This window comes from Paenibacillus antarcticus, assembly GCF_001637225.1.
In the GTDB taxonomy this organism is placed as follows: domain Bacteria; phylum Bacillota; class Bacilli; order Paenibacillales; family Paenibacillaceae; genus Paenibacillus_AQ; species Paenibacillus_AQ antarcticus.
The window spans coordinates 1-16,959 of sequence record NZ_LVJI01000018.1; the positions used below are offsets into that span (position 1 = coordinate 1).

Genomic DNA, 16,959 nt, shown 5'->3' on the forward strand with positions numbered 1-16,959 from the left:
AAAAGGGCAGGGTATAACCTTCCAAATTTAATAAAATTGGAGGGTTATTTGGCTTACATGTTTTTAAATATACCATATGAATAAGCTTCACTTTACTGGTAATCTTGACAAGCTATTAGCTGGTATAGCCATTCATGCAGCGCAAGAGCGGCGCTGCACCACAGAGGATGAAAATGGGTACCCCTGTCTATACTGTTTGTACGGCTGGCGAAGAAGGTCGATAAGCTATGGTGCCATAGAGCCCAACCGTTAGTCTGACTCCGACCACCACGGTGCATCACAGAATGTCGCACCCTATATGGGTAGCACTCATGGGAGATTAATCCTTTTTTGGTTGTTGCACCAGCCTTGCCTTTTTGTTTGTTGTCTATATGATGTTTTTTGTGCTTAAAAGATCTAACAATATCTATATGATTACTCCTGAGGCTCAGCCTTTTTTTAAAAAGTGTTATTCTGGGTCTATTTTATTATGCTCTTTTTCAGGTTTTGAGCTAATTTAATTTTCATGGGAGCTCAATAAATAGGTTTATATATTCTATCCGCATCATTATCAAGAGATAATTGCTCAAAACTACCCCAGGTATAGCCCTGGGGCTTAATGTTTACGTTTAGTTGAATACGTTCATAGACTATATATTTACCAAACAGGTCTTGACCTGGATGATAATTTCCCTTCATTTGCTTTATAAACAAATTTGGTTAAATCTTCTTTGAGCATTTGCATTCGTTCGATACCTGTGTCTTCAATCCAGCGTCCCTCAATCTCAGTTAGGATCTTCTCTTTAGCTTTCACTACTAACCAACCTCGTTCAGTCAAAATAATAATTTTCCCTCTCTTATCAGTGGGATGATTCTGACGTATTACATAACCACTTTTCTCAAGATAATCCACCATTTTACTTACAGCCTGCTTTGTAATGCCTAAATACTCTGCTAGTTCTATACCTGTTGCTCCACTAGAAGCCAAATATTTAAACATAAAGCCATGTGCAGGTCTAATATCTCCAAACCCTAATTCGCTCAATTTGCCATGTAGTTCATCAATCAATGCATTTAAGGAAAATGACAAAAGTGATGTGAAATCCAATTCGCTATATATTTGATGATTCATAAATAAAACCTCCTCAGATAAAGTCAATTAAGTTGACTTTATTTAAGTCCTATTGTACTTTGTGAAACATAGTCAATCAAATTGACTATGTTCAGCTTGTAAAAGAAATAGAATTCACAGAAATAAAGATCAATTAATTATGGAGGTTTTTCATGGCTAACATCGTTAAAATTAGAGGAAGTGTATTTGCACCATATGCTTGGTTGGAACCTATCAAAGATCCTACAACAGGAAAGATCTTCGAATATACGGGTGATGCACGCGAATTTACACCACACGCTGTAAACACAATGAGGTCAAGATTAGAGCAAGAAGTGATTATTGATTTTTATAAAAAAATAGATTTTCACATATGCAAATGCTTGTATTGTAACTGTGAAAGTCACAAATCCAGATGGTGCTATTGATTATAAAGAAGGAAAAACAGAAACAGAAAACATTGTATGTACTAATATTGTGTGGGGCGCTGATGACGTTTCTTTTGAAATGAGGGCAAGTGCTAGCAATCCTTTAAATGCAGCAGCACCTGCGGCTGATTATTTATTAACGATACGTATTAATAAAAGTGGTGTTGCGTATATTGAAGGCTCTCATGATGGGTTCCCTTGCTATGAATTTTATAAGCAAACAAATTTTGGTCCATTTGAATTAATATATACACATGATTTCAGAAAAACTGATGACAGCCCAGCAGCACTAGCTGGAGAAATGGAATACAGTTTTAAAGCGAAGATTTAGATATATATTAATGAAAGAAATTGCAACCTATTTTGCTCGATGGGTCAATATTATTACCCGAAATATATTTAAGAACAATAGAGGTGTGTCTCATGACTAATATCGTTAAAGTTAGAGCGAGTGTATTTATTCCAATATCTTGGACAGAAGCTAAGAAGGATGTACAAACAGGAAACGTAATCCAATTTGAAGGTGACTCACGTGAGTTTACACCATATGCTGTCAACGCTATGCGCTCCAGAGTTGAACAAGAAGTAGTTGTAGATTTTTACAAAAAAGAAATTTTCACATATGCAAATACGGGCATAACAACAGAAAGAGTCACAACTCCAGATGGTTCTGTTAATAAAAAAACAGGAAAGGCTAGTACAGAAGGCATTTTATGTACTGATATTGTATGGGGTTCTGATGATGTCAAGTTTCAAATGAATGCATGTGCTAGCAATCCATTAAATGTATCTGCACCTCCTGTTGACTACCTATTAATAGTACATGTCAAAAAAGATGGTACTGTCAATATGCAAGGAGCACACGATGGATTTCCTTGTTTTGAATTTTATAAACAAGTAAACTTTGGACCGTTTGAACAAATGTATACGCATGATTTCAGAGAAACTGGTGATACCCCTGAAGCTATGGCTGGAGAAATGGAATATCGTTTTAAAAAAATATTGTAAAATCACAATGTGTCGACAATTTGTCATCAAACAAAGATAAATTTGTAAGATAGGTAATTGCCTGTGGTTCGTGTATAAATCAAAATAATTTTTCAAAATATATAACAACATGGGGGAACAGAAATTGACAACAGTTTTATTTGTAAAAGCAAACAATCGTCCAGCCGAACAATCGGTTAGCGTGAAATTATATGAAACTTTTTTAGCGAGCTATAAAGAATCACATCCAAATGATACAGTAGCAGAGCTGGATTTATACAATGAGGAACTGCCATACGTGGGAGTAGATATGATTAACGGTACATTTAAGTCAAGTAGAGGATTGGAATTAACAGCAGAAGAAGCAAAAGCAGTAGCTGTTGCTGATAAATATTTAGATCCATTCCTTGCAGCTGATAAAGTTGTATTTGGTTTCCCTTTATGGAATTTAACAATCCCAGCTATACTACACACATATATTGATTACTTAAACCGCGCGGGCAAAACATTTAAATATACGCCAGAAGGTCCAGTAGGTCTTATGGGAAATAAAAAAATATTATTATTAAACGCAAGTGGCGGTATATATTCTGAAGGACCAAAAGCTGAAGTAGAAATGGCTGTTAAATATGTAGCAAGTATGATGAACTTCTTTGGTGTAACAGATATGGAGACAGTTGTGATTGAAGGACACAACCAATTCCCTCATAAGGCAGAAGAGATTATTGCCGCTGGTCTTGAAAAGGCTGTTATAGTAGCAAGTACGTTCTAATTCACTTATATCTAGTAAAATTGATCAGTCGGCATAAAAATGGCTTCCTCTATCGTCTTATACGACGAAGCGGAAGCCATTTAAAGTATTACTTAACAAACTAACCCTGTAAAGTTCAAGATAGCCCTCCGAATTGGCTACCTAGACTTGGCTACATTAGAAGAAACGTCGATACAGTTCGCGTCTTCGCTACTCACGGAGCTGAACATATATCTGAGTGATCGATGCTTTTTTATGCCCTAGCATCCCTTGAGTGAATTCTGAGGGATCCCTTGCCATTTACAATTGCTGAACAACAACGATTCCTACAGATCGTCGCCAACCGTCTCAACAAATACGTCTATACCAGAACTGTTCGTCTCTTTGCAGAAGTGACGTATTACAAAAATGAGGAATGGATTATAGCGATTGTTCGACTGGCCGAAACTGAGACCAAACAGTCCAGCATTCATACTCATTGTTTTGGATGTTTTGGGATAGGTAATTCTAAATTTCCTCGTAAAGTATTTGATTCATATTCTGTACGGAAAATACCCTTCTCTTGCAAAATGGGAACAACTAGTTCAACAAAATCTTTTAAAGCTGTTGGATGTTCTTGTTGTATCAGTAACAAATCCATTGCCCCTTCTTCATACCAATGCTGAATATCATTCGCAATTTTCTCAGCTGAACCAAATAATAAAGGCTTAGGTATTCTGTGAAATGGACTTAGTCTTTGCATTTCTTTAAACTTCGCTTCTGCTTCTTGTTCAGTTCTTCCTACAAGCACGGTTTTTGTAATTGTAACGAGAAAATTGTCTGGTGAACGACCTTCTAAAACCACTCGCTTTCTTAGTTCTGACCGCATTCCTTTTGAATGTTCAAGCGAATTAGGTTGGATAAATGCTCCATCAGTATACTTGGACGCATTGTCCATAAAATTAGCAGACGAACCTGCAGTGAAGAGTAAAGGTCTGCCTTGAATAGAGCGACTAAGATTTAATGGGCCGTTTACAGAAAAATAGTTACCTCTATAATTTATAGGATGCATTTTATTAGGATTGAAATATTCACCGCGTTCTTTGTCACGTATAAACGCATCTTCTTCGTATGAGTCCCATAATCCTAAAATAATCTCCATAAACGCTTAATGTCTGCGAATCCATTTTCGTAGAATATCGACATATTCGCTGATTCTACCAATTGACCTTATATCCATAAAATAAAAAATCCATGATTTCTGTGGATTTCTAAGACATTCAAACTAACAACAGTACTTACCCCATAAGATGACTCTTTCATAATCAGTTGGATTCTAAAACTGTACTTCGCTCGAGTGAACAATTGTACAAGAGTGCTATTGCGATGTTGTAAATATAAAAATATCTAATCTGTTATGATTACATGTTCTTGTCCCTCGACATTTAAACTTACCCGCTGCACATAATAAGCACTCTCCTAAAATTCACTCTGGTGCTTTAGCAGAAGAAAGTGTATTATAGGTACCTGTCAGTTCATTTTATTACATCAGCCAGTGAATTTTCAAAACTTTCCAAAAGGGGTTTATCATCATGACAAGACATAAATTAGGCTTCTGGATCCTGACCGCCCTCGTGGTCGGTAACATGGTTGGTTCCGGAATCTTCATGCTGCCTCGATCTCTGTCGGAAGCGGCGAGTCCTGCCGGGGTTATTCTGGCCTGGTCCGCTACAGGACTAGGTGTACTTATGTTGGCGCTTGTCTTCGGCAGTCTGGCTGTCCGCAAGCCTGAGCTCAGCGGCGGCCCGCAAATCTATGCGAAGGAGCTGTTTCGTGAAGGTTCGCACGGCTCTCTCATGGCCGGATTTATGTCAACCTGGGGATACTGGCTCGGCAATATCGCCGGTTTTGTGGCAGTTATTACTACGTTCGCGAGCTACCTGTCTACCTTCTTCCCGGTGCTTACTAGTAACAAGGTATGGCTATCCTACGGGAGCTTCACATTAAAAGCGGGCAATGCCCTGACGTTCCTCGTCTGCTCCGTACTGCTATGGGGAACGCACGCCATCTGCCTAAAAGGCATGAACAGCGCGGGGAGATTGAATTTTTTCGCTACGGTGACCAAGGTCATCGGCTTGCGCTCTTCATCGTGATTGCCCTCTTTGCGTTCCAACAGAGCAATATCGGGCCATTCCTGGCTCCACGCACCAATGACAGCGGGAAGACGCTTGGCCTGCTCTCCCAGGTTAACGCGGCTGCGATTACAACGCTGTGGGCTTTCATCGGCGTGGAATCCGCAATGGTCTTCGCCGCACGCGCCCACCGCACGAAGGATATCCGCCGCGCGACCATCGCAGGGCTGCTTATATCCTTCGTGCTGTATGTCGGCATCAGCATCCTGACTATGGGACTGCTGACACAGGACCAACTGATGGCTTCCCAGAACCCGTTGGTGGACGGCATTTCCACTGTGCTAGGACCCATCGGCGGCAAGCTACTCGCAGGCCTCGGACTGATCAGTCTGCTCGGCTCCACGATCGGCTGGGTACTGCTTAGTGCCGAGGTGCCGTTCCAGGCAGCCAAGCAGGGTGTGTTCCTGCCGTTTTTTTCCAAGGAGAATAGTAAGGGCATGCCGAAGGTATCCCTCTGGATCTCCGTCGCACTCGGCCAGATTTTGCTGCTGTCCACGATCTCGGGTTCCATCTCCGCGGCGTTTGATTTTATTATCTATATCGCTACGCTCGCCTATCTGGTGCCTTATCTGATAGCATCACTCTACCACCTTAAGCTGACCTGGACCGGCGAAACCTACTCGCTGCAGAAGGAGCGGATAACCGAGGGGATCATTGCGGCTTTCGCCGCCATCTACTCGTTATGGGTCATCGTGGTGGGTACCGCGGATCTCAAGACGTTCCTGCTTGGACTCGCGCTAATTGTCAGCGGCATCCTATTCTATCCGCTCATGCTGCGGTATCAGAAAGTCCAAACAAAACAATGTAAGGTCAGGCAGCGTTGAATTTAGGAAAGGCGTCCATCACAAGATGGGCGTCTTTTGGTTCATGAGAAAGCTACGACGATTATGAATCCATGTTCTTTTAATCGTTACGCCTTCAATAGAAGGAAGCATGATATGTTCGTCTGGTTCCATCAAGTATTCACCAAATATCAAAACATAAGCGTCAGCTTAGTCCGGAGACTTGAGCCCACGCTTTCATATCCCTCTTATTTTCCAGAAACATTACACCTTTACTAATGCAATTAACCCGCATATCCAGTTATTTTGGATAGCGGGTTCACTTTATTGTATATACTTCACAGTTAAGCCAATGTAAGCTTTGTTACACGTCCATCGATAATCCATTCAGCAACATAAACAGAACCCTTGGAATCGACACAAACGCCATGAGGTGAGCTGAATTTATGATCACAGTAGTAAGACTTGGGTAAATTCGGCCAGCCGGTTTGTTTGTAAGCCTGTTGGTCTTCACCTAAATGACAGATCAATTGATTATTTTTATCGAAGATCGTAACCCTACTGTTTAAGTCTGGGAAGAAGAGATCCTCTCCATGATAATAAAAACTGCAGGGCTGATCCATATCATCAACGATGACTCTTTTGAAATTGCCCTGTAAGGTAAAGACTTGAATACGATGATTGCCACGATCCGCTACATAAACCTCTTCTATACCACTACGTACATCAATGGAAATGCCATGTGGACAGTTCAATTGTCCCATTTCCGTACCTTTTCCACCCCAGGAACGGATATATTCCCCTGCTGCGGTATAGTGATGAATCCAGCTTTGTCCATAGCCATCGGATACATAAATATCACCATTTGCCGACACGGCTACATCTGTAGGGATATATTTTAACTCATCATTGTATAAATCAGGACGATCCGGTGCTCCCAATGTCAACAAGTGCTTTCCGCTCAAATCCATTTTCACAACATTACCACGAGCAGTATCTGTAATAAAGAGATATTCACTACTTTGATCCTTATGAAGATAAAATCCGTGTGCGCCACCCTCGAACTCTTCGCCCCAAGCCTCTTGAAATTCCCCAGTCTGATCAAATTTGAAAATGGAAGGCTTACCAGTATGAAAAACGTAGACGTTATCCTGTTGATCTACGACAATTCCATGTGTATAGCCAAACTTTAAGTGAGCAGGGAGCTTTGCCCAGCCTGGAACAAGCTCATAGCTCCGTGCTGCATTTCCGAATTGCGGGAGCTTTCTTGTTGTCATATTTAATTCCTCTATTCCTAAGTTAAGTGATGAGTTATTGTTTATTGTTTGCATTGAATTATTGTCTTCCATCCGAGGATATTATAGATTTATTTTGTGGAATACAGTAATGGGAAGAATTCATTATCGAACTTCTGTCCGAACTCCGGACGCGGGCCAAGCAATCGAACATTATCATGCCGAGCTCTGCCCTCTTTGTATGAGGTATCTCCTGGCATTAGATGTGCTACGACAGATAACCTTGGCTGGTCGGAGAAATTCGTTGCTGAGCCATGGAATGTAAGACCATGGTGGAAGCTCGCTTGACCAGCTTTTAGAATACACGGCTCCTCTACCCAATCTCGAGTTGCAAAACGCTGCTTCAGCTTTGCCATATCCTGGTCAAAGAAGGCATCACTTCCCTCAACAGCGCCCCACTTGTGTGAACCCAAGATCGTCATCATGCCGCCATTATTCAGGTCCGTATCTTGCAGTGCAATCCAAACGGTTACCATATTCGGGGTACTGCTTGCTCGCCAATAAGCGTAATCCTGATGCCAGCCTACATTCCCTACATTTGTTTCTTGCCCTGAAGTACCCGGCTTATAGATCACTTGATCATGCCAGAGACGTATCTCGTCCTCGTTCAGCAGATTCGCAGCCATTTGACCTAAATTCGGATCGATGACGACACTACGAACCTCGTCGTTAATCCACCAGCCATTATCGAATTTACGAAGAGCAAATGGATTGTCAGAAATATTGAAGGCATGAAGAGGCATACCCGCTCCATCATAATCTTTCTTCCAAATACGTTCATGCGCACCACGAAGACGCTCAATCATCTGGTCATCTAGCAATTTCGGACTGATCCAATAACCATCTTGATCAAACCTCTCTTTATCCGCTGTTGTAATGTTATACGGAATAATTCCCATAATGGACACCTCATCTATTCTTGGTCAAATTGGCTTACTTAGTTTATTGTAGACCTCAAGATGAGCATTGACTTTCCAAAACCTATCAAATAGGATTGGAAACATACGAGATCATTAGAAACGATAAGGACCGTGACTATGGCGAAAATAAAGACTGAAACAGCGCGTTGGGTGTATGAATTTACGGAGTCCACACCGCTATCCCATGTATCTGAATTAATTCTGCTCGGCTATGACCGCTTTCAAGAAGCTTCACCGTTAATCGTCCATCAGCATGAACGTTCGTACGAGTTTGTATTCGTGGAAAGTGGAAAGGTTACTTGGGAGGTAGATGGTCACTTATTCCCTTCACACACCGGACAGTTCTTCTACACCCGACCTGGAGAATGGCATCGTGCAAGTTTTAATTTCATTGAACCCTGTAGCATCTGGTGGATGATTATAGCAGATCCCTCCGAGCATCCCGGGTGGCTAAATCTAGAAGATGAAGACCGTATGGAGATTCATCGCCAACTGCAGCAGCTGCCAAGAATCGTATTCGTGGATAGTCGTGTTCGTGAACCATTCAGTAAGCTAAGAGATATTATTGAGCATAACGAATCACTGGCTTCCTGCCGTGTACGTCATTACGTACTCGATATTATTCTACAAATGCTAAACCCGTCCTCTAAACGTCCCATGCCATTTGATCTGCAAGAGGCCATGATTAAATTGACCGAAGCCATCCAAGCAGCGCCAGAAGTGAGATGGAGTAATAAAGAACTCGCTGATCAGGTTGGTGTAAGTGAATCCCATTTCTACAGATTGTTCCATGATATGTATGGGCAGTCCCCTGCTAATTATATTGATCGACTACGGATAGATATTGCCTGTCAGATGCTACTTCAACAAGAGGTCAGCGTCACAAGCGTTGCGATGGAACTAGGATATAAGACAAGCCAACATTTTGCCACCGTATTTAAAAAGTATATCGGTCTATCACCCTCGCAATGGCGTAACTCATCTTAACAGGAAACCAGATAAAGACCTTTATATTTTTAAGACAATGTGAGGTGATACCATGTATTTAATAGACGCTTCAAAAACATCCTATATCTTAAATAGCTTAGCGAGTGTACTCAATCAACATTCAATCACCTTTGACGTCCATTACTGGGGAATCAATCCGCATCACTTGCATAATCCACTGCACAAGCACTCTTTTTTTGAAATATGTTACGTTGTGGAAGGTCAGGGAATTTACCAGGATGATGGAATAGAATTCGCTTTGGAAACAGGAACCTTATTCTGTTCAAGACCAGAGATATGGCATCAAATCCGCAGTCGAAATGAAATGTATTTGGTTTATGTAGCTTTCGATGTTATTCCTATCCATTCCGGTTCTGAGATGTTAGAACGCTTCAATAAGTTATACCGCACCAACCAATTCCTCATTTCTAATAGCCAAAATTCATCAAGCGCCCTACTATGGTCAGCACTGCTTAAGCATTTCGAAACGCCAGAGTATATTAATAAAGAAATTATTGTTAGTATCGCCCAAGCCTTACTCCTTTCCTTCTATAGTGCCTTCACAGAGCACACTGAAAAGACGTTTCAATTACCTAAAGACAAGGCATCCCTCTATTTACTCAATCAAGCTAAGGCTTTTATCCGTGACAACTTAGAGCAACCGTTGAATTTGGACGACCTAGCGAATTATTTACATATATCGGGCCGTCACTTATCTAGACTATTTACAGCTGAAATAGGTCACAGCTACGTCGCATACGTAAAATCCGAACGTATTCGATCTGCAGCCAATTTGCTTAAGTACACGAATGAACCCATCAAGAACATTTCAGAAAAGGTTGGATTCAACTCCGTTCATTATTTTACAAAAGCATTTTCAACCATAATGGGAATTCCCCCTGGTGCGTATAGAAATAATCACACCACCGAAAGTCCCCCCTTATAATCTTGTCTTAAAATTACAATGGTTTGTCGTATTATTGCAAAGACAGTCTGCTTACCTATCTCCTATAATCGATTTATAGAAATCAAATTGAACACCATGGAGGTAGGGATTAAAGATGATTACACAAGATGAGGTTGAATTTTTTAAGGAGAATGGTTATTTATTAGTCAAAGAGGTATTCAACCAACAAGAAGTCGAAGAAATGAGAAACGCAGTCGATCGGATTATTGTTAAAGCCGCTGCGACAAAATATGATTCCAATGCCGCTTGGGATGGAGATTATCTACCACCCGAGGAAATGAAAAAGCTAGTACTTAAAGGCTTCCATGATGTGCATTACCATGACGCCTCCTTCACAAGAGCCGCGATTCACCCGAATATGGTAAATGTACTGTCCCAAATTATTGGGCCAAATGTACAGCTTCATCACTCTAAAATGCTAGTTAAGCCACCTGAGAAAGGTGCTGCTTTTCCGATGCATCAGGACACCCCCTATTTCCCTCATGAAAAACATACCATGTTAGCAGCGAGCGTGCATTTTGACGATTCCGATATGGATAATGGCTGCCTCTGTGTAATCCCTGGATCACATAAACAAGGTTTATTACCTCACATGGGTAAACATTACTTGAGCCAAAAAGAGTATCCGCTCAGCATGGGGACACCTTGTCCGGCCAAAGCAGGCGATGTACTATTCTTCAATTATTTAACGATCCATGGCTCCGATACCAATCGCAGTAGCCGCCCAAGAAGAAATGTTCTATTTCAATATCGTGATCCGATGGATTTCCCAACAGAAGAAACCCATATCAACTGGGGTCAAGGCTTGATGATTTGTGGCGAGAACGAGATTTACAAAGAGTATAAAGGAGTTTACTAGTTCAAAAAATCTAATATCTATTAATATGTCTACAATTCGATCCTATAACAACTCCCAGTCCACGTGAGGACTGGGAGTTCGTGTTTCACTGCCGCTAAGAATTACGGTGATTTTTATGCTAGAGTAGATAAAAATAAAACCGAAATGCAAATTATCTTATGATAAAGCATTTCGGTTTTTTACATTGTTTATTTTTGGAAAAGTTTAATCCATTGAAATTCTTATTCAACTATCGTATCGTGTCCCGTTAGCTTAACGATGTTAGGCGATATCTGCCTTCTCTAAAATTACTAATGAATACACAGCGGCACCACATTCTCCACCCATTGAACTTTGTTGTATTACTTTCCAGCCATTTTCAAGTAGTGTGTTTAATTCATCGAGATTATTTTTCTTTCCAGTAGTATAATGCACAACGATGGCTTGTTGCATTTTTCAAGTCACCTTCCTTAATAATTGATGGTTGCTCGTGATATCTTTCTGCCATTGAAACCTGCACGTTAGCGTAGCTAAGAGCTCCCTCGCTGTAGCGCTCTTAATATTGAACTAGAGTGATCCGATAGTCAACGGAGGAGACTAATCAAACTTGAAAAAATGTTCGGTCAGAATTACTTGGATAATCTATGCGAGTATGCAAGAACCCTGCACAATAGTATAAGAAGCGACTATTCTTGGCGAACAGTCACCCAGTTCATCAATGTAGAAAGCTATATAACCACAATTTGAACAAACAGCTGCTTTAGGTTTTGCAGATACTTCATTGAAAAATCCTTTTCCCTTTTTAGATATTGTAATTCCAGACGGATCATATTCAACATTAACGTTACAATCTTTTATCATTTCATTTCGGCATTGATTACATTTCATCTTTATACCTCCTTTGGTTTTTAAATTTTGTTTATTTTGATACGAAATAAACTGCCCGTAGCTAAATAAAAAGAGCAGGATACCGAAGCACCTGCTCATCAATATGTATTATTCAACTATCGTTCACCGTTAGCAATGACATGTCTGAGATCGGAACAAAACACTGCCAACGACACAAATTGTAAAATAGGTGGACACCGTCTCTACCGGAAATTTTCTACACACTCATGCAGAAAGGCGTCTAGCGTGCGTGGCTCTCTGCCGAGCAAGCGCTTCACAGTGTCATTTGGACTTTCTGGCACCACCATAGACATGGACTGAATTTCCACAACGTGGTTCGCGAGCCAAGCTGGCATACGCCCTTGCTCGATAAGATTGCTGAGTAGTACTTGAGGTTCCATGTTGATGTAGCTTATCGGACGATTAAGTAGGGCGGATAGTTGACTCGCGATCTGGGGATAACTGAAAATCTCTGAACCAGTAAGCGTATATATTTGGCCTGATACCTCGCGGTTGGTCAGAACTTCTGCGGCAACATCTGCGATATCGCGACAGTCAATGAAGTTACACGGTGAATCGCCCATGGAGCCGAAGAAAGCATTTTGGGTTGTGATCGTTGGTGCAAGGCGCATTAAATTTTGCATGAATGAATAAGGGCGCAACACGGTGTAGGTGAGACCCGATTCCCTCAGCGTTTTCTCAATTTCTTGATGCCAGCCCGCCACTGCCACTGGAGAGCTCTGCTCAAATTTAGGGCTAGATATTTTTACGATGTGTTTGATTCCAGATTCGGCGGCAATCTGAATGATTGAAGTTTCCAATTCGATTTGTCTTGGACTGTTGGACATGGCAAGGAAGAGCTGGCTAGCACCTGCAAACGCCTGGCGCAGCGATTCGGGGTCAGAAGCATCTGCCGATGCAACCTCGATAGTCGATCGGCCTTTTTCTCCGATTTGATCACGCAACTTCTCTGGCTCTCTGCTCAGCGCCCTGACGGGTACGCCAAGCTCAACCAAACGTTCCAAAAGCGCACTGCCTATCATACCTGTTGCTCCCATAATAACTATCATTTTTCTCTTCTCCTTTTGGATGAAAAATTAGTTGTGACGGCAAGACGCCACCGCCATGTCACTATCGTGCTTGCTATGAATCCAGACAATGGGAAATCGATCCAGACACGATCAACCCAGGCCAAGTGATTGCTCGGAATCATAATTTCTATTAAAACAGATGTCAGCCATGCGGCGTATAGACCAAACGAGGACCCGGCCAATGCGAACACCCCTACCACAACGAAGTGAGGTGCACCGATGACCCATCGTATATGGCCCACTCGGCTACCCAACAATAGGCCAATCATCAAGGCCATCAAGGCCGATGCACCGCCGATAGTGGTTAATGCCCCTATTTGAAGACCCCTATCGGTAATAACTAATCCTCCGATACCTGCCATGATGGCAGGAGCAGCGTAGGCCATTACAACTTCACGCCATAGTACAAAAGTTTTTTTCTTGGAACCAGCAGCATGGATGCTGTAAACACCATCTGTCTGATTCGGGTATTTCATCTTGTTCATTTAGTTGCTCCCTTCTTCTTTGAAATAGTTCAACGATTGCTTTCAGTGAGATATAATTAGGTGCCTAACTATATAAGAGTAAAAATAGGCTAGCTTCACTAGCCCATTCTACTCATTACTGATGTTTCCCTTTGGTTTCGAGCCTAGTTCACCCGTTAGTGCTGAGATTCCTTGTGTAACTCGGCCTAGCAAGTCGAGAAATACGCTGCGCTCATCGATATTGAGTAAGCCCACCATTGCTTCCAGCCGAGCAAAATGCTCAGGAGCCATTTCACGGAGCTTCTTCGCTCCTTCTTCCGTCAGAATAACCGCCCTCTGACGGCCATCGTCTGAGCTTGATCGCCGAGATACTAGCCCATCTCGTTCAAGAATGTCGATAAGACCTGTCACTGTAGCACGTGTAACACCTAGATGCTCTGCCAATTGCGAAGGCAACTCTTCTCCTTCGTTATCTTCAAGATCTGCCAATAGACGATATCGACCTGTTGATAAACCGAATCTAGAGAAATGAATCTCCGAGGCATGTCCAAGCTTAGCTCCCGCTGCCATTAGTCTAGACGCGACGAGTATAGCCTGTGCGTCTATGTCTAGGTTATAGCGATCAATCTGACGCTTGGATTGTACAAGCGAGGGAATAGCGTCAATGTCATTTATTATTTTATTATTGTTGTTCATACATGTAGTATGGTTCCTAATTACTTTTGTGTCAACACATTTTTTTAACACATTCCGCGAACTTTCTTCATATTTGGACTGCATTCCTCCTCGGTCACTGCAAAAGGATCGATCTCTCCTTTATTCCAAATCTAGTTAGCGCTGTTTGATCCTCAACCGAAGAATATACCTATAGTTGTATTTAACTCAATTTCGATATCCGCGTGGTTCGAATGGCGTCCTGCACAGACGCTTATCCGATGACTGTAGTTGCCATGTCTGCCTAATAAAAACAAAGAACAGCTGCCGAGGCAAACTGCTCCTTGTTTCTGGAATGAATATATTGAGCGATAGTAATAATTTGTGTACCATTTTATTTTTTGTTATTTACAGGAATAGATATTGTCTTGTCGTAAGTTTTAATATAGTTAAATCCGTCTAGTAGTAGCCATTTCGGTTCTTCCATTGTATTAAAAGAATATGTCTGTTCCCACATGATGTTACCGTTCTTGAGATCCCATGGGCGTGATACGGAAATTGTTGATACGGGAACTACACTATCACCAGCTTGAATGGATAGATTATCCGTTTCCAATAATGTGAATTGGTTCCGGGCAATCACGATATCATAACCTGTATCGGTTTTTATGACACTTCGAATCCATACCTTTTCATTGCCAATTTTGAAGGATAGATCTGATGGCGAGGCTAGGGAGATGGGTTCTTCTACTTTCTGATACCCAGGAAAATTTTCGAGTACAAGTTCAACATTCTCTATCTTGTCTGTCGGAAACACATCAAATTCAAGTTCAAATCCCATGCCCTTTTCAGCCAAACCCCGCGATCCCCATGATTTCACTTCTGATCCATTCACATAAAGATTTGTTTTACCCATGAATCTCGGGAATCCCTCATAATCCATTTCATAATGTCCCCTCACGATGGTTGACGTTGGTGAAGCCGTAATGGAGTCATAGTGGACAGTCCCCTGATCGACAGGCACTGATTTTGAAATATCCTCTTTAATAATATTTTTCATCGCTTTATTGGCTTCATACTTGAATTGAATTGGATAGAAAGCTCGTTTCCCGTTATCTAGCCACACACTGAATGTTACGGTTAATGTCCTGGCGAATGGACTTACCGGATCAAATTTGTCCACTCCCTCGAAGTGGGTCTCGTCTTTGCTATGATTGCCACCTCCACTTCTTAGCATTGAATCAGTTAAGAATCCTTGGATTTTATCCACGGAATAACGCATAGAACCATTCTCATCAAACACAGATCCTGCTTGTCGATCAACCGTGTAATACAGTGACAATGCATTATCATCCGCAATAACTCCGTTAATGCTAATAACTGTGCCGTCATCAAGTGTTGTACTTTTGTTGACCGTTTGCCCGTATCCTTGCTCCGCCACTTCAGAGAAGCTTAGAGAGGTCAACTCGATTTTATTAAACAACTTATTTCCGTAATAAGCAAAAGCAGGATATTGATAAGTTCCGACAACTAGAAGGAGTCCTGCAGCTAATGATACAACCCATATCATCGCTCTATTCACATTTCTTTTCTTATTGGGGACATGCTCAAGTGCATTTCGAAGTCTGGCTTCAAGTTCTGATGGTGCCTGTACGATATTCAAGCTCTGTTTGTGCTCCAGTAATCTCTCCTCGATCGTTGTCATAACGATCACCTCCCATCATCGACTTCAGTTTATGTATGCCTTGAGAAATTCTTGATTTGATTGTGCCCAACGGCGCATCGGTCATGTCCGCAATCGTCTGATAGGGGAGATCATGTACGTAACGAAGTTCAATCGCTTCCCGCTGTCGTACACTCAGATGAGAGAGCAGCACCTGCATATTCATCTCAGACTCCGTGTTGCGATATGGATTATCGTCAGTTAATGCATCATGTGATGATTCTCGCTCATCTTCCAGTGGAATAAATCGTTCCTTGTTGCGGAGTATTGTTTTGCAACGTTTGACGAGAATAGTTTTGCTCCAGCTGTAGAAGGCTTCGCCCTTTTGCAATTGTTCCAGCTTTTCATAAAGCGTAACAATCATGTCTGCCATGGCATCCATCGCGTCATGCTCATTTCTCATGTAGCTGTACGCTAGACGATAATAAGCGTCTTGTTCGACTATAATTAGTTGTAATAAAGCTTCCTTGTTGCCTTTTTGCGCTTGTTTGACAAGACGGCTTAGATGCATGTTCTCACCCCTTTCATAGATAAGAGATTGCAGAGGTTATAAAAGTTCATTTTTGTACAAAAAAATCTCCACAACCAAATTATAGGGAAGTTATCCTGTCCGTAGGAGGTTACGGAGGTATATGAAATCAATAAGTCTTAATAGTTCTTCATGATTATTATCTTTAATGATTTCTTTAGTACCATCTTCTTTTACCGCGATTACTTCCACATCTTTAATCGGACTAATTATATACCAAAACTTTTTACCCTCTTTAACATTAATGATTTTTCCAGGTTCATCACCTGAATATATACAAGGTGCCTGATTCATTTCCACATAACTGAATGACAGTTTCACCAGTTGGGACTTCCTGAGGAGCATTATAACTAAATTGTGGTACGTGCTGAAAAAAGGCTACCTCACGGCAGCC

The 16,959-nt window shown here is 41.5% G+C and carries 18 protein-coding genes and 2 pseudogenes; 7 read left to right on the top strand and 13 right to left on the bottom strand.

Annotated features, from left to right (window positions below; translation table 11 throughout):
* Nucleotides 1–637: 637 nt before the first annotated feature.
* Nucleotides 638–1,111, bottom strand: a complete 474-nt coding sequence (locus PBAT_RS13275; RefSeq protein WP_068650359.1) for a MarR family winged helix-turn-helix transcriptional regulator — start codon at nt 1,109–1,111, stop codon at nt 638–640.
* A gap of 152 nt (nt 1,112–1,263) precedes the next feature.
* Between PBAT_RS13275 and PBAT_RS13280 the strand changes: the two are divergent.
* The 3 genes and pseudogenes from PBAT_RS13280 to PBAT_RS13290 all read left to right on the top strand — a co-directional run bounded on the left by PBAT_RS13280 (nt 1,264) and on the right by PBAT_RS13290 (nt 3,277).
* A pseudogene (locus tag PBAT_RS13280) lies at nt 1,264–1,849 on the top strand (DUF3238 domain-containing protein).
* A 92-nt stretch (nt 1,850–1,941) separates the two neighbouring features.
* Nucleotides 1,942–2,526: a DUF3238 domain-containing protein gene (locus PBAT_RS13285; protein WP_068650361.1), complete on the top strand. Its 585-nt coding sequence runs from the start codon at nt 1,942–1,944 to the stop codon at nt 2,524–2,526.
* A gap of 124 nt (nt 2,527–2,650) precedes the next feature.
* Nucleotides 2,651–3,277 carry an FMN-dependent NADH-azoreductase gene (locus PBAT_RS13290; RefSeq protein ID WP_068650363.1) on the top strand — a complete coding sequence of 209 codons (627 nt, stop codon included), beginning with the start codon at nt 2,651–2,653 and terminating at the stop codon, nt 3,275–3,277.
* Between the two features lie 305 nt (nt 3,278–3,582).
* Here the strand turns inward: PBAT_RS13290 and PBAT_RS25615 are convergent, their stop codons facing one another.
* The gene (locus PBAT_RS25615) at nt 3,583–3,735 is read right to left on the bottom strand and encodes a hypothetical protein (protein ID WP_169810120.1); all 153 of its coding nucleotides are present in this window, start codon (nt 3,733–3,735) and stop codon (nt 3,583–3,585) included.
* The gene (locus PBAT_RS13295; RefSeq protein WP_068650366.1) at nt 3,732–4,397 is read right to left on the bottom strand and encodes an LLM class flavin-dependent oxidoreductase; all 666 of its coding nucleotides are present in this window, start codon (nt 4,395–4,397) and stop codon (nt 3,732–3,734) included. Before PBAT_RS13295 ends, PBAT_RS25615 begins: the two co-directional genes overlap by 4 nt.
* Before the next feature lie 430 nt (nt 4,398–4,827).
* On the opposite strand from PBAT_RS13295, the pseudogene PBAT_RS13300 reads away from it, so the two are divergent.
* Nucleotides 4,828–6,251, top strand: a pseudogene (locus PBAT_RS13300) (amino acid permease).
* Between the two features lie 302 nt (nt 6,252–6,553).
* Here the strand turns inward: PBAT_RS13300 and PBAT_RS13305 are convergent.
* The gene (locus PBAT_RS13305; protein WP_068650368.1) at nt 6,554–7,486 is read right to left on the bottom strand and encodes an NHL repeat-containing protein; all 933 of its coding nucleotides are present in this window, start codon (nt 7,484–7,486) and stop codon (nt 6,554–6,556) included.
* Between the two features lie 89 nt (nt 7,487–7,575).
* The gene (locus PBAT_RS13310) at nt 7,576–8,403 is read right to left on the bottom strand and encodes a phytanoyl-CoA dioxygenase family protein (protein WP_068650370.1); all 828 of its coding nucleotides are present in this window, start codon (nt 8,401–8,403) and stop codon (nt 7,576–7,578) included.
* Between the two features lie 138 nt (nt 8,404–8,541).
* On the opposite strand from PBAT_RS13310, the gene PBAT_RS13315 reads away from it, so the two are divergent.
* The 3 genes from PBAT_RS13315 (at nt 8,542) to PBAT_RS13325 (ending at nt 11,237) form a co-directional block, all read left to right on the top strand.
* Nucleotides 8,542–9,411: a helix-turn-helix transcriptional regulator gene (locus PBAT_RS13315; RefSeq protein ID WP_068650372.1), complete on the top strand. Its 870-nt coding sequence runs from the start codon at nt 8,542–8,544 to the stop codon at nt 9,409–9,411.
* Nucleotides 9,412–9,463: 52 nt separating this feature from the next.
* A complete protein-coding gene (locus PBAT_RS13320) occupies nt 9,464–10,357 on the top strand; it encodes an AraC family transcriptional regulator (RefSeq protein ID WP_068650374.1) in 894 nt (297 codons plus the stop codon).
* A gap of 115 nt (nt 10,358–10,472) precedes the next feature.
* Entirely contained in the window at nt 10,473–11,237 is a 765-nt protein-coding gene (locus tag PBAT_RS13325) for a phytanoyl-CoA dioxygenase family protein (protein ID WP_068650375.1), read from the top strand.
* Nucleotides 11,238–11,498: 261 nt separating this feature from the next.
* Here PBAT_RS13325 and PBAT_RS25285 read toward each other — a convergent pair whose 3' ends face one another.
* The 8 genes from PBAT_RS25285 to PBAT_RS13360 all read right to left on the bottom strand — a co-directional run bounded on the left by PBAT_RS25285 (nt 11,499) and on the right by PBAT_RS13360 (nt 16,886).
* Nucleotides 11,499–11,669 (bottom strand): hypothetical protein, encoded by a 171-nt coding sequence (locus PBAT_RS25285; protein WP_157091317.1) that lies wholly within the window; start codon nt 11,667–11,669, stop codon nt 11,499–11,501.
* A 189-nt stretch (nt 11,670–11,858) separates the two neighbouring features.
* A complete protein-coding gene (locus PBAT_RS13330; protein WP_068650376.1) occupies nt 11,859–12,104 on the bottom strand; it encodes a hypothetical protein in 246 nt (81 codons plus the stop codon).
* 203 nt (nt 12,105–12,307) lie between these two features.
* Nucleotides 12,308–13,174, bottom strand: a complete 867-nt coding sequence (locus PBAT_RS13335) for an SDR family oxidoreductase (RefSeq protein WP_068650377.1) — start codon at nt 13,172–13,174, stop codon at nt 12,308–12,310.
* Nucleotides 13,171–13,581 carry a hypothetical protein gene (locus PBAT_RS13340; protein WP_338060044.1) on the bottom strand — a complete coding sequence of 137 codons (411 nt, stop codon included), beginning with the start codon at nt 13,579–13,581 and terminating at the stop codon, nt 13,171–13,173. Before PBAT_RS13340 ends, PBAT_RS13335 begins: the two co-directional genes overlap by 4 nt.
* A 207-nt stretch (nt 13,582–13,788) precedes the next feature.
* Entirely contained in the window at nt 13,789–14,355 is a 567-nt protein-coding gene (locus tag PBAT_RS13345) for a MarR family winged helix-turn-helix transcriptional regulator (protein WP_068650707.1), read from the bottom strand.
* A gap of 352 nt (nt 14,356–14,707) precedes the next feature.
* Nucleotides 14,708–16,018 (bottom strand): DUF4179 domain-containing protein, encoded by a 1,311-nt coding sequence (locus PBAT_RS13350; RefSeq protein ID WP_068650378.1) that lies wholly within the window; start codon nt 16,016–16,018, stop codon nt 14,708–14,710.
* Nucleotides 15,945–16,547: an RNA polymerase sigma factor gene (locus tag PBAT_RS13355; protein ID WP_068650380.1), complete on the bottom strand. Its 603-nt coding sequence runs from the start codon at nt 16,545–16,547 to the stop codon at nt 15,945–15,947. The genes PBAT_RS13350 and PBAT_RS13355 overlap by 74 nt, the downstream gene beginning before the upstream one ends.
* A 90-nt stretch (nt 16,548–16,637) precedes the next feature.
* Entirely contained in the window at nt 16,638–16,886 is a 249-nt protein-coding gene (locus tag PBAT_RS13360; protein ID WP_068650382.1) for a hypothetical protein, read from the bottom strand.
* Nucleotides 16,887–16,959 lie beyond the last annotated feature (73 nt).